This window comes from Sporosarcina sp. FA15, from assembly GCF_051550195.1.
In the GTDB taxonomy this organism is placed as follows: Bacteria; Bacillota; Bacilli; order Bacillales_A; family Planococcaceae; genus Sporosarcina; species Sporosarcina psychrophila.
Genome location: NZ_CP188818.1, coordinates 1459589 through 1473448, shown reverse-complemented (window position 1 = coordinate 1473448; position 13860 = coordinate 1459589). Strand labels below are relative to the sequence as shown.

Annotated in this window: 10 protein-coding genes; 9 read left to right on the top strand and 1 reads right to left on the bottom strand. The window is 41.4% G+C overall.

Annotated elements, in window-relative coordinates; all coding sequences use genetic code 11:
• Positions 1-32: 32 nt before the first annotated feature.
• From deoD to ACP8HG_RS07075, 7 genes are all read left to right on the top strand, one after another.
• A complete protein-coding gene (deoD, locus tag ACP8HG_RS07105; RefSeq protein WP_067213956.1) occupies positions 33-737 on the top strand; it encodes a purine-nucleoside phosphorylase in 705 nt (234 codons plus the stop codon).
• Positions 738-932: 195 nt separating this feature from the next.
• Positions 933-2432 (top strand): S41 family peptidase, encoded by a 1500-nt coding sequence (locus ACP8HG_RS07100; protein WP_067209755.1) that lies wholly within the window; start codon positions 933-935, stop codon positions 2430-2432.
• 246 nt (positions 2433-2678) lie between these two features.
• Positions 2679-3602, top strand: a complete 924-nt coding sequence (locus ACP8HG_RS07095) for a CobW family GTP-binding protein (protein WP_067209754.1) — start codon at positions 2679-2681, stop codon at positions 3600-3602.
• Between the two features lie 146 nt (positions 3603-3748).
• Complete coding sequence (locus ACP8HG_RS07090; RefSeq protein WP_399632548.1) at positions 3749-4567, top strand: CAP domain-containing protein; 819 nt, start codon at positions 3749-3751, stop codon at positions 4565-4567.
• A gap of 176 nt (positions 4568-4743) precedes the next feature.
• Positions 4744-6174 (top strand): spore germination protein, encoded by a 1431-nt coding sequence (locus tag ACP8HG_RS07085; RefSeq protein ID WP_338656509.1) that lies wholly within the window; start codon positions 4744-4746, stop codon positions 6172-6174.
• On the top strand, positions 6171-7190 hold the full coding sequence (locus tag ACP8HG_RS07080) for a GerAB/ArcD/ProY family transporter (protein WP_187044961.1): 1020 nt from the start codon (positions 6171-6173) through the stop codon (positions 7188-7190). Before ACP8HG_RS07085 ends, ACP8HG_RS07080 begins: the two co-directional genes overlap by 4 nt.
• Entirely contained in the window at positions 7187-8257 is a 1071-nt protein-coding gene (locus ACP8HG_RS07075; protein WP_187044960.1) for a Ger(x)C family spore germination protein, read from the top strand. Before ACP8HG_RS07080 ends, ACP8HG_RS07075 begins: the two co-directional genes overlap by 4 nt.
• 40 nt (positions 8258-8297) lie before the next feature.
• On the opposite strand, the gene ACP8HG_RS07070 is transcribed toward ACP8HG_RS07075, so the two are convergent.
• Complete coding sequence (locus ACP8HG_RS07070) at positions 8298-9644, bottom strand: MATE family efflux transporter (protein ID WP_067209744.1); 1347 nt, start codon at positions 9642-9644, stop codon at positions 8298-8300.
• Between the two features lie 118 nt (positions 9645-9762).
• On the opposite strand from ACP8HG_RS07070, the gene ACP8HG_RS07065 reads away from it, so the two are divergent.
• Positions 9763-10839 (top strand): undecaprenyldiphospho-muramoylpentapeptide beta-N-acetylglucosaminyltransferase, encoded by a 1077-nt coding sequence (locus tag ACP8HG_RS07065; RefSeq protein ID WP_187044959.1) that lies wholly within the window; start codon positions 9763-9765, stop codon positions 10837-10839.
• Positions 10840-11040: 201 nt separating this feature from the next.
• Positions 11041-13851 carry a 2-oxoglutarate dehydrogenase E1 component gene (locus ACP8HG_RS07060; RefSeq protein ID WP_438298416.1) on the top strand — a complete coding sequence of 937 codons (2811 nt, stop codon included), beginning with the start codon at positions 11041-11043 and terminating at the stop codon, positions 13849-13851.
• Positions 13852-13860: the final 9 nt, after the last annotated feature.

The following is a 13860-nucleotide window of genomic DNA, read 5'->3' as shown; positions in this document are numbered from 1 at the left end:
AAAAAGAAAATTTGAAAGCGAGGCTATTTAGTATGAGTATACATATCAATGCAAAAAAAGGTGACATCGCGGATACGATTTTACTTCCAGGCGACCCGCTTCGTGCAAAATACATTGCCGAAACATTTCTGGAAGATGTAACACTATATAACGAAGTCCGGAATATGTTCGGCTATACGGGAACATACAAAGGAAAACGAATTTCTGTTCAAGGGACAGGTATGGGTGTTCCATCCATTTCTATTTATGTAACGGAATTGATGCAAGAATACGACGTGCAAAAACTAATCCGTGTCGGAACTTGTGGTGCGATTCAGAAAGACGTTCATGTACGTGACGTTATTCTCGCACAAAGTGCTTCGACCGATTCTAAAATGAACGAAATCATATTCAATGGTATCAGCTATGCACCGACTGCAAACTTCGATCTTCTTTTGAAATCGTATAATGCTGGGCTTAAAAAGGGGCTTGATTTGAAGGTCGGAAATGTATTTACAGAAGATGTTTTCTATAATGAATATGCACAACATGAAAAATGGGCTCAGTATGGCGTCCTAGCTGTTGAAATGGAAGCTGCAGCTTTGTATACACTTGCTGCGAAATTTGGCCGCCAAGCACTGGCAATTCTTACTGTGAGCGATCACCTCTTAACAGGTGAGGCGACATCATCAGAAGAGCGCCAAACAACATTCAACGACATGATTGAAGTGGCGCTCGAAGCAGCAATTCAGGAATAAGCGTGAAGTAGGACCGCCCACTATACAGCGGTCCTTTTTTAGCAGGTAAGAAAGTATACGTTTTTTTGACTTAGAATAGTATCTAGCTCCAGGCGTTAGCCGCTCGGAGGTCCATAGGATGTTGGGCCACTAAGCCATTACTGCTGGATAAGATTGAATTGAATTTTGTATTAATAGTAGAGAGTGGGGAATGGGATGGAAGAGAATAATGGCCACGGACAAGAAATTGAACCAAATAGTCAACCGCCGGCAAACCGATATATAAAATTAAAACCGTTCTCTTTTGTCATGCTTGTATTCGGACTTGTACTGGCCACTGCCGCCATAACGTTTTTCGTGTTAACAACAGGTGATGATAAAGTTGTCGAAGTTGTGAGTCCACAAAAGCAATCGCTAAAGGACCGAAAAGAATTTGAAAAGTTATATAATGCCTATGATGAAATGAAAGGGAATTACTTCGAAGATATCGATGAAACAGCTGTCATCGATGGTGCCATCAATGGGATGATTGATGCACTAGGAGATCCGTATTCCGATTATTTAAATCAGAAGGAAGCTCGACAATTAAACGAGAGTATTTCGTCAAGTTTCGAAGGAATTGGTGCTGAAATTCAAGAGAAAAACGGATACATCAACGTTGTTTCTCCAATCAAAAATTCACCCGCAGAACGCGCAGGGATATTACCGAACGATACTATCATTGCGGTCGATGGTGAAAGTATACAGGGAATGTCATCATCAGAAGCGGTTCTTCTAATTAGAGGAGAAAAAGGGACAACTGTCACTTTAAGCATTAAACGTGGAGAAGCAGTTGAGCCAGTAGACGTAAAAATCAAACGTGACGTTATACCGATTGAAACAGTCTATGCTGAAATGCTTGACGATGGAATTGCACATATTCACCTCACAAGCTTCTCGGAAGGAACATACGATGAGTTGCTTGTTGCCCTTGATGAGATGGAAGCTAAAGGAATGAAAGGGTTAGTTGTCGATGTACGCCAAAATCCAGGCGGTAGACTCGACATAGCCATCAAAATATCCGATCTGTTTTTGGAAAATGGAAAGAACATTTTCCAGTATAAAGAAAAAGGTATACAACCAGAAATTTTTACAGCCTCTGGAAAAAGAAAAATAGGAGTTCCGGTAACGCTCGTCATCGATGACGGTAGTGCCTCGGCATCAGAAATACTGGCAGGTGCGTTAAAAGAATCTGCCAATGTGCCACTTATTGGTGTGAAAACATTCGGTAAAGGAACAGTTCAATCACCTAAAAATCTTCCTGACGGCTCGAATTTAAAATTAACTACAGCAAAATGGCTGACGCCTGATGGCAATTGGGTTCATAAAGAAGGAATTAAGCCCGATATTGAAGTGCCGTATCCATCTTATGCAATGCTTCCGTTTCTTGATCCAACAATAGAAATGAAAGTGGGCATGCTTTCACCTTCCATTAAATCAGCGGAAGAAATGCTTAAAGCCGTTGGGTATGAACCAGGTGAAATTGATGGCATGTTTGATGAAAAAACAACTCAGGCTGTCAAAAAGTTGCAAAAAGATTTAGCGCTGGACACGAACGGTATTCTCTTAGGAGAAACAACTTACGGTCTGATGGAAAAACTTCGGACGAAAATTCAAGAAGACGATCCACAGCTGATGAAAGCAAAAGAAGTTCTGCTTGAAAAAGTAGGGAAATAACTAAAAAGCGTCCAGTCCTAATCCGGCCGGACGCTTTTTTAAATGTCTATACAAGCTGAACGAAGGGTGTTTCATGGGGAGCCCAGCCCTAAGATAGCGCTAATCTAGCTAGTTTTAGGGCGAGAGACACCCCCTCGCGCTGAAGCGGATTCTAGGGAATTCTTTATTTCAACCCATCTAGTCCATCGTGTTCTAATCCGATAGGATGCTATGACTTTTTCTAATAAAATGAAAAGAGGCGTACATATGATTGATGTTTACTTATTTAGTGGTTTTCTAGGAAGCGGTAAAACGTCACTGTTACTTCATACAATTGCACAATTGAAAGAACAAGGAAAAAAACCGGCTGTATTAATGAATGAATTTGGAGCATTGCCTTTCGATTCAAATACTGTAGAAGGGGGAGCTGAAGTTCCGCTTAAAGAACTGCTAGATGGATGTATCTGTTGTACAGGTTCAGAGAAAACAGAGGCACAGCTTCAGGGACTGCTTGAAGAAAACGATGATATCGATGTCATCTTAATAGAAACAACGGGTGCTGCACACCCAGTGGAAGCACTCGACGCTATTTACTCACCTTTATTCGCAGACCGTCTTAACATAAAAGGAATTGTCACGGTTGCCGATTCGAAGCGTTGGCTGGAACGCGATAAGCTATCTCCGCAAGTACGCGCTTTATTCATGGAGCAAATTCGGCATGCTCATTTACTACTGGCGAATAAAGTCGATCTTCTAACTGAAGAGGAAGTAGCGAAAGTAACATTTGAACTATCGAGTTTCAATGAATCTGCTCCAATTATACAAACGGTGGGCGCAAAAGTTGCATTCTCCTTCATTGAGAAAACCTTAAGTTCATCGAAAAAAGGGACTGATAAGCAAATCATATCAGGAAAAGGCTTACCGCTTTCTTCAAAACTCCTTACATTCACTGAGAGTGTTACGAAAGAAGATTTCGAGAATTGGGTGAAATCCCTTCCTGATACAGTTTATCGGATGAAAGGTTATGTACCTATTAGCGGTTATAAAAATCCGTTTTTATTTCAATATGCGTATGGGATGGTCAACTGGCTCCCCGAATATGTCAAGATGGAAGCCCGTATTGTAATCATCGGGGAAGGGATCGAAACGTTGAATTATAAGGCCGTCAACCCCTTTTTAGATGAAAATTAAAGATAGTTGACCAGACTTATCCATTTCCATAGAATATGAGGTCCTTTGCTAGGGTATTTATTTAAGAACTGGGTGAACTGGAAAAGAAACCCGATATTCTAAATCTCCCACGCGTTATGATAGATTGCGAAGGGAGGAGTAATGAGATGAAAAAATCGATTGCAGTACTCATGCTCGGTTCGGCGCTCTTACTGCCGAACAACAATAATGTAGAAGCTTCACAATTGGACAACAATGTACAGGTGCAAAAAGCACAACAGTACATTCAAAGTTACATAGGGGGGGACAAACAACCCGATATGTACAAGGTATTGCTTGAAAAAAATATTAATTTTGAGCAACTTTACAGTTTAGCGAAGTCTTATACAAAAAATACAGTGGTTGTTGACAAACAGGTAAATAAGCCAGTTACAGTCAAGCCAATCAAGAAGCCGGTGAATAAGCCAGTTACAGTCAAGCCGGTAGAAAAACCAGCTACGACTAATCCAGTACCAACACCGGAAGCAACTACACCGGTTAAGCCAGCACCGGAAAAACCTGCTGAAGTAGCACCAGTTAAACCTGTTGAAACAGCATCAGATGCATCTGTTTCTGCGATTGAAAAAGCAGTACTTGACCTTACAAATGTTGAAAGACAAAAAGCTGGTCTTCAACCGTTACAAACAGATGCGAAGTTGATGAACTCTGCACGACAAAAATCAACAGATATGGCTTCAAAAGGATACTTTTCACATACTAGCCCGACATACGGCTCACCGTTTGATCAAATGAAGTCTAATGGTATAACGTATAAATCGGCAGCGGAAAATATTGCTATGGGGCAACGTACGGCTGAAGAAGTTGTAAAAGGATGGATGGAATCGCCAGGACATAGACAAAATATCTTAACGCCTGGATTCACACACATCGGCATTGGCTATGACAAAAACGGCAACTACTGGACACAACAGTTCATTCAAAAATAAGAAAAGTTAAAAGCTATCCTCCAAACTGATACTAATTCGGTTTGGAGGATAGCTTTTTTCCTACTATATTTTCGTGTACATACTGTCTTAAACTGTCGTACCTATAAACGGATTTCTCCAAGTAAATGTTTAAAAGTTTTCTGGCATGCTCAAACTCTTCTTAGGAGGTGAGCATGATGGGGGACATTGTATCGACTGACAGTTTGATTTTATACATAAAAAAGGTATTTCATAATTCTTCCGATTTATATGTTGAAGAAATGGAGTGGCAGAATGGTCCAGCTGTCATTTGTTATTTCACTACAATGACTGAAGGGGCAGAAGTGAACCGACAGCTTGAACTAATCAGGAAAAGGGCAGCGGACGGACTTGCCGATTGGGGAAAAACTGCAATCTCGTCTGTTCATGCTTTTTCCGTTTCTATGCTTACCCATAGTATTAGTTCAGGTTTCGTAGCCGTTATTTTTCCTGAAACAAATTTGTTATTGCAAATCATGATGCCGAAGTTTACTGTTCGCAGCCCTAACGAACCGGAAAACGAACATGTTATCCGCGGTCCGCACGAAGGGTTCGTCGAGGGATTTGATGCAAATATGTCCTTGATTCGCAAACGGCTTGCGATTCCAGATCTCGTCGTCCATTCACTGAGGATCGGGAATGATACTCAAACCCTTGTTAATTATATATATATTGACTCAATAGCGGATGAAAATGTCGTTGCCGATGTGAAAAGACGATTGGAGAACATTAAGTCGAATAAAGTTATTAGTACAGGTCAAATAGAGGATTACTTAGAAGATTCCGTTTGGTCGCCGTTTCCACAATTTCTCAATACGGAACGACCTGATCGTGTTGTTGCAAATTTGCTGGAAGGGAAAATAGCGATTTTTTCGAACAATTCTCCAACCGCACTGATAGCACCGGTCAATTTTTTTTCCTTTTATGAGTCTCCAGATGATTATAATGCACGTGTTCTAGTGGGTTCATTTTATCGGATTCTCCGCATATTAAGTTTTGTGACGGCTATTTTTTTACCTGCATTTTATATAGCTGTCATCGGTTTTCATTCTGAAATCATTCCACTGGAATTAGGTAAACAAGTGAAGCTGGCGGTGAATGCAATTCCGTATCGACCTATTTATGAAGCGCTCATTTTAGAATTGTTTATCGAGCTCATTCGGGAGTCAGCTATCCGTCTCCCCACCCCAATTGGGCAAACGATAGGGATTGTCGGTGGTCTGGTTATTGGTAATGCAATTGTTGATGCCGGTCTCGTATCGAATTTCATGGTAATCGTCGTGGCGATGACAGCCATTTCGAGTTTTGTCATTCCCTCTTGGGAAATGAATATGACAATCCGAATTATTCGTTTTCCATTTATGCTTGCCGCTTCGCTGTTTGGCTTCTTCGGCATAGCAATTGGTACACTTGTGCTTTTCATCCATCTGATGAATGTATCATCATTGAAACAGCCCTATTTTACGCCTATCGTTCCTTTTGATCCGTCGAAATTTAAAGATGCTTTCTTCAGGTCACCATATGTTCGTCTTAAAAAACAACAGAAAACGTTTACGCATGGTGCAAATAAAGAAGGTGGTGGCCGTTGACGTTTAAATTGTCAAGAATCCAGTTTTTTTTATTTCTGTTTGTTATACAAACAGGCACTGTTTTTCTATCCTTTCAAACGCCATTCATCAATGTAACAGGGCGTGATGCATGGATTATTTTCATCGGAGTAGGCATTTTTCATTATGTTTTATTGCTGTTATATGAAAGGAATTATAAATTCTTCACGCCAGGTCCGATTGTATCTTGGCTATATAAAGGCTATTGGCTCCTTATTATCGTCTCCTTCATTGCTTATATTGATTATACGCTCGCGGTATGGGCATTCCCTGAAACGCCCCAGATCGTCGTCATTTCAATCATGGTAGGCGTATCGTTGTATGCAAACTTAAGTCGTTCCGAAACCGTCATTAATCTAACAGTCATTCTCGTCCCACTGATACCGATCTTTTACTTTGTCTTGTTACTCGCATGGCCTGAATTCGTATGGACGAATTTATTCCCTGTAGCTAAGATAGACGGTTCAGATTTGTTAAAAGGGATTCTCGCTTCGCAGTTTACATTCATTGGTATTGAACTGTTTTTATTTTTTAGGAAGCATGTAGATAGCACACAAAAAATTAAAGGCTTACCACTGTTCATATATCAAATGCTATGGATGTTCTTTTTTTTCAGTACGGTCTTGATCACCCTTCTCTATTTCCCGCTAAAGGAAATAGAAAGGATTCCTGAGCCAATCATGTATATTTTGAAATCGCAAACTTTCTCGTTTGTAGAACGGCTTGATTTATTTTTCATTTATATGTGGATGATGTGGAGTATCATCACGATATCCCTTTTTGCCTTTACTACAATGTACGTGCATCAGCTGCATGCGAAAGGTCACCGGAAAAGAAATACGATTATTTTTCATATCCTGCTCGTCATATTACCGCTGTTCTTAAATTCGAAAGAACGTGTTGATATGATTCAAAATTCACTCGTCTATTTCCATTTGTTTTTCATAATTGTTGTTCCAACTATAGTCATACTCGTGAACAGGAGGAAAAGGAAATGAAGAGATTACTAATCCTATTGGTCTGTTCATTGTTTTTAAGCGGCTGCTGGGATGAAAAACATTATAAGGATGTAACCAATGTGTCTCTTTTTGGAGTTGAAGGCCAGCCGGGCAAGATCAAGGCTCAATTTGCGTTTCCGATATTTGAAGATGGGTCTATAAGTTATACAACAATCACAGGAAGTGGTGCCACTGTTCTTGACGCGAAAAACGACACGAATACGACGGAAGGGCTCGATATAGCTGAACTTCAAGTGTTGCTTATAACGGAGGAATCAGCTAAATCTGACTTATATAAGTATATCGATGCGTTATACAGAGCTCCACGCAATCGACTTAGCGCTCATTTGGCAATTGTCGAAGGGGAACTGGCTCCCTATTTTGAACAGCACGAGAATCTAGGGAATGATATTTCAATGTATTACTCAGAGCTGATTGATACTGCGGTCCGATATACATTGGTCCCTAAAGTGGATATTCAACAAGTATGTAGACTACTTTTTGAAAAAGATATATCTCTGGCACTTCCCTATATTAAAATTGGGAAAGAAAGCGGTATACCCGAAATTGCCGGTACTGCGTTGTTTAATAAAAGGGAATATACTGGAGAAAATTTAGATAAAGAGGAATCGGTCCTTTTCAATTTGTTAAGAAATAAACAGGGCAAATATACACGGCTTTCTTATATGTGGAAAAGTGGTAAGGCAGAGAGTCCACTTACAGTTGAGGTGATAAGAATTAATAAGGACTGGGAAATTTCAGATAACAAGATCGATGCGACCTATGAATTAAAAATTTCTGTTGAGGAATTTCCGCATGACAGTCTAGATGAAAAGAAAACAATAAAGGAAGTTGAGGATTTCTTATCAAAGGAATTAACAAAGGATTTTACTAAAGTGATTAAAAAACTACAGGCAGCTAAAAGTGATGCTATAGGGTTCGGACGACCAGTCCGTGCATTCCATCCCGCACTTTGGGAAAAAGGGGATTGGAATGACACATTTTCCGAACTGCCCATTAGCGTCAAGGTGAAAACTGAGATTTTAAGAACCGGTATATTAAATTAGTGAAAACCCGCAATGCATAATGCATTACGGGTTTTAGTGTTTATATAAATTTCTTTTTCTGAATATAGATTAACCGTACAGTCAGTGTAATCGCGCCAACTGTCAATCCAGCAATAAGGCCAACCCAGTAGCCATATGGTCCGAGTTCAGTAAACGTTGCCATCATATAACCAATGGGTAAACCAAGGACCCAATAGGAGACAATCGCCATGACGAATGTCATATTGACGTCCTTATAGCCTCGTAAGGCGCCTTGGACCGGAGCCTGAATTGCATCAGATAATTGGAACAGTGCAGCGTAGATGAAGAACTGAGTTGCCAATCCGATAATCTGTCCGTCTGTTGTATAAAGCGAAGCAATTGGCGCCCTGAAAACGAGAAGAATAGCAATTGACACAAAGCTAAACGCAACGGCAAGCCCGACACCAAGATAACTGTACTGTTTAGCATCGCGCATCTGTCCTGCACCGACGGCCTGACCGACAAGTATTGTCGCCCCCATCGAAATGCTTAGCGGCAACATATACAACAACGAAGTGAAGTTAAGCGCAATCTGGTGTGCGGAAATTACAGCCGTTGAATAGTTACTCATCATCAGTGTGACGGCGGAAAAGATACTTGTCTCTACAAAAATTGAAATCCCGATTGGCACACCAATGAATAAAATCACTTTCCATTTTTTAAATGAAATCTTTTCCCATCCTTTGAAAAGTGCGTATTCCTTAAAGGGCTTATGCTTCCACGCGACAGAACAAGCAATGAAGAATACGAGCCAATACGTTATACCGGATGCATATCCGGCCCCAGCTCCGCCAAGTTCAGGAAAGCCCCAATTCCCGTAAATAAGCAAATAGTTTATGAAGATGTTAATAGGGGCAGATAATAAAATGATGAACATCGAAACGCGTGTCGCTCCAAGCGCATCAAAAAATGAGCGTAGCACTGTGTAGGCAAAGAGGGGAAATAGGCCGAAACTCATTCCTGTCAAATAGTCCGCTGCTACAATGCGTACTTCAGCCTCGAGCGGCATTGCTTCTAGTATAGGTGCAACTGCGAATAGAATAATGGCAAAGACGATTGCAGCCAGTGCGACCGATACGTAAAGGCCTTGTTGAACGGAAGGTCGGACTTCCGCGTGGAGGCGTGCTCCGATGTATTGAGCGATGATCGGTGTAAGCCCCATTAAAATTCCAGCAAGCCCTGTATAAACGGGTACCCAGAAAGAAGATCCAATAGTAACTCCGGCAAGATGGTATGTATCATATCGCCCTGTCATAAGAATATCGAAGAACGTCATCATATACAGAGCGACTTGTGTAACGAGGATTGGCAAGACGATTGTTGCCAATCTGAACGGCTTTTTCTTCAGTGGAACTGCAGTTTCCAAATAAATCACCCTTTATTCTTCAATTAAACATCATTATATCATGACTCCTTTGCTATAATGGCAATGAGGTAAAGTTAAGTTACAATATATTTCTTAATATAGAAGAGGTGAATGGCCCATGAAACGGCCGGTTATATTATTGACAGGGGGCGGCACGGCAGGACACGTGTCCGTGAATGAAGCGCTTATCCCTGTGTTTAGCGAAAAAGGGTATGAAATTCATTACATTGGGTCGCATCGAGGGATTGAAAAAGAACTGATTGGCGATGGTTATCCTGAAGTTGTCTATCATCCCATTCAAAGTGGTAAACTGCGGCGCTATTTCTCTATGAAAAACTTTACAGATCCGTTCCGTGTTGGTGCGGGGGTTCTACAAGCGTTAGCGGTTATTAGGAAAGTCAAACCAGAAATAATTTTCTCCAAAGGCGGTTTCGTATCAGTGCCTGTCGTCTTGGCGGCGAAAATGGCGAAAGTACCTGTTGTCATTCACGAATCTGACGTAACGCCAGGACTTGCGAACAAAATGGCTTTACCTTTTTCAAATCATATTTTTACAGTGTTCGAACAAACCCTAAATTATGTACCCGCTGGCAAAGCGACTTGCTCCGGTGCAATCATCAGACCCGAGTTGTTCAATGGCACTCGGGAAGAAGGCTTGCGCATTGCCGGCCTGTCAGGTGAGAAACCTGTCCAAATTATAATGGGCGGAAGTCAGGGTTCCTCAATACTCAACGATGCTGTTCGAAAAGATTTACCTGCCATTTTGCATGATTTCGATATTATTCATCTTTGCGGGAAAGGGAATCTAGATGAAACGCTTGAAGGTACACCCGGCTATACACAATTTGAATACGTAACAGAAGGGTTACCACATTTATTAGCGGCGTCTGATTTTGCGGTTTCTAGAGCTGGGTCAAATGCAATCTTTGAATTACTGGCATTACGTAAACCGATGCTGCTTATTCCACTTTCTGCTGCAAAAAGCAGAGGGGATCAGATTTTGAATGCCAATCATTTTAAATCGCTCGGACTCGCACATGTATTGAAAGAGGAAGATGTGGAGCTACGCCCACTATCCGAAGAATTCGCATCTTTTGTAGATGAGAAAGACAGTTTGATCGGGAATATGAAGAAAGTAGCAACACCCAAAATACCGGAAGAAATGGTTGAAATGATCCTGTCACACCGAAAATAGCTGGAAGAGACTATTCTCAGTTTTTCGGTGGGTTAATGAATGGTTGCAAGTAATGAGAATCCAGTGTATTCTTGTTGACGGTAATAAAGTTAAAGAGTTAACGCTAAACCCTTTAAGTTAAAGTGTTTGCGTGTTAAAATTAACGAGGATAAAAAAATATAAACACAATATGCCTTTTGGCAAATGTGGAGGTCATTTTACATGTCGAACAATGCTGACGCTCATCGTTCCCCCTATGCTGCTTTTTCGGGTCCGAACCTTGGGTATATAATGGAAATGTACGAACTGTTTAAAACGTCACCTGAATCTATAGATGCTGAACTTGCCGAGATGTTCAGCCGTTTTGGTGCGCCTACAATGAGCAACACAGAGCAAGACAAAGCGGTCGGGGCAGTAGCTCCTGGCGATTTCGGTAAAGTATTCTCCGCCTATCAGTTGCAAACAGCCATCCGTACATACGGACATCTTGCAGCAGATATCTATCCGCTTAGCGATCGTCCAAAAGATTCAACACGTCTTGAACTTTCCACTTATGGACTTACAGAAAGTGATTTACAAGCAATGCCAGCATCTCTTTTCTTTAAAAATGTTCCTGCAAGTGTAGAAGATGGGCTTGAAGCAGTGAATTATTTGAAGTCATTATATACAGGTAAAATCGCCTATGAGTTCGATCATGTTATTGACGAAGAAGAAAGAAACTGGATTCAATCTAAAATCGAAAACGGGAATGTTTCCGCTACACTATCTGTAGATGAGAAAAAAGAACTTCTCGAACGATTGACGAAAATTGAAGGGTTTGAAAAATTCATCCACCGGACTTTCGTCGGAGCGAAACGGTTCTCTATTGAAGGTCTTGATACATTAGTTGTCTTCCTTGACGAACTTGTTCGTCTTTCTGAAGAACAAAAAATGAAAAAAGTATTGATTGGGATGGCCCACCGTGGTCGCCTAAACGTACTTACACATATTTTAAATAAACCTTACGAAACAATGTTTGCACAATTTGCGGGTGTTCCTGAAGAACCATTCCTTCCAACAGATGGTTCACTTGAAACTACACGCGGTTGGTTCGGCGATGTGAAATACCATATGGGTGCCTTATACAAGGGGCAATCGGGCATGCAGCGTTTCCTTGCGTATAACCCATCCCATTTGGAAGTCGTCAATCCTGTTGTTACAGGACAAACAAGGGCTGCACAGGAAAATACGGATAACCCGGGTATTCCTGTACTAGAAACAGATGCTGCTTACGCAGTACTTATCCACGGGGATGCAGCATTCCCAGGACAAGGAATTGTGCCAGAATCATTCAACTATAGCCGTGTTCGTGGATTCAAGACAGGTGGTTCTATTCATGTCATCGCGAATAACATGATTGGATTCACAACTGAATATTACGATTCTAGATCAACACATTATTCTTCAGACCCTGCAAAAGGCTATGAAGTTCCAGTATTACACGTCAATGCGGATAGCCCTGAATCAGTTATCGCAGCTGCATCATTCGCATTCGAATACCGTCAAAAGTTCAGCAAGGATATTCTGATTGATCTTCTTGGCTATCGTCGTTATGGACACAATGAAATGGATGAACCTCTTGTGACGAATCCGGTTATGTACCATTCAATCCATGAGCATCCTACAGTTCGTGCACTATACGGATCTGAACTTGCATCTGAGAACATCTTGACAGAAGAAGATGTAACGAAACTGGACGCTTCAGTTTTTGCAACGATGCAAGCAGCATACGACAAAGTGAAAGAACATACTTCAGAAAAAACATTGATTTCAAACGCTACGCCTGAAGAAGTACTTGCGGGGTATCCAAGAGATCTTGAAACTGGCACGGACGAAGCTAATCTTCGCCGCATCAATGAAGAGTTACTCATTTATCCTGAAAACTTCAATGTATTTGGGAAGCTTGGAAAAATCCTGAAACGCCGTGAAGATCCGTTCAACGGAAAAGGGAAAATCGATTGGGCACATGCCGAAACACTAGCATTCGGTGCAATCCTTCAAGACGGTAATCCAATCCGTATGACAGGTCAGGACGTTCAACGTGGTACATTTGCGCACCGCCACGTAGTCCTTCACGATGAAAAAACAGGTGACGAACTTGTTCCACTTCACCATATTAGCGGTTCGAAAGCATCATTCGTCGCATATAACAGTCCATTGACAGAAGCTGCAATTGTCGGTTATGAATTTGGCTATAACTTAGAAGACCAAAAAGTATTATCAATTTGGGAAGCGCAATATGGAGACTTTTCGAATATGGCACAAGTAATGTTCGATCAGTTCGTCTCTTCAAGCTATTCTAAATGGGGTCAGCAATCCGGACTCGTCTTGCTATTACCGCATGCGTATGAAGGGCAAGGACCTGAACACTCAAGCGCAAGACTTGAACGTTATCTGCAACTTTGTGCGGAAAATAACTGGACGGTCGCTAACCTTTCTAGCGCGGCGAACTATTTCCATATACTTCGCAGACAAGCAAAAATGCTTGGTGATAAATCGATGCGTCCACTTGTTATTGTGTCACCCAAATCGCTTCTTCGTCACCCGCTTGTCGGTGCTGATGTCAACGATTTGACAGAAGGCCACTTCCAAACGGTGCTTGAACAACCTGGAACAGGCAAGAATACTGATAAAGTTGAGAAAATCCTATTTGCAAGTGGTAAAGTGGCGATTGATCTTGCTGAACGTGTGAAAGATGGCAAAGGCTTCGATCATCTGCATATCGTCCGTGTGGAACAGCTCTACCCGTTCCCAGCTGATAAAATTAGTGATATCATTTCTCGTTATCCAAACGCCGAAGAACTTGTTTGGGTACAAGAAGAACCGAAAAATATGGGGTCATGGCATTTTGCAAATTCTTATATCCGCGAAGTTGCGGATGGTAAGAAAGTATCCTATGTTGGACGAATTCATCGTTCAAGCCCATCAGAAGGTGACGGCGAATCTCACAAGATCGAACAAAACCGCATCCTAGATGAGGCATTGAAGAAGTAAGCCTTATTT

Coding starts and splice junctions, on each gene's coding strand:
- ACP8HG_RS07095 (WP_067209754.1), top strand. CDS start 2,679: ATGATTGATGTTTACTTATTTAGTGGTTTTCTAGGAAGCGGTAAAACG.
- ACP8HG_RS07065 (WP_187044959.1), top strand. CDS start 9,763: ATGAAACGGCCGGTTATATTATTGACAGGGGGCGGCACGGCAGGACAC.
- ACP8HG_RS07100 (WP_067209755.1), top strand. CDS start 933: ATGGAAGAGAATAATGGCCACGGACAAGAAATTGAACCAAATAGTCAA.
- ACP8HG_RS07075 (WP_187044960.1), top strand. CDS start 7,187: ATGAAGAGATTACTAATCCTATTGGTCTGTTCATTGTTTTTAAGCGGC.
- ACP8HG_RS07085 (WP_338656509.1), top strand. CDS start 4,744: ATGGGGGACATTGTATCGACTGACAGTTTGATTTTATACATAAAAAAG.
- ACP8HG_RS07090 (WP_399632548.1), top strand. CDS start 3,749: ATGAAAAAATCGATTGCAGTACTCATGCTCGGTTCGGCGCTCTTACTG.
- ACP8HG_RS07060 (WP_438298416.1), top strand. CDS start 11,041: ATGTCGAACAATGCTGACGCTCATCGTTCCCCCTATGCTGCTTTTTCG.
- deoD (WP_067213956.1), top strand. CDS start 33: ATGAGTATACATATCAATGCAAAAAAAGGTGACATCGCGGATACGATT.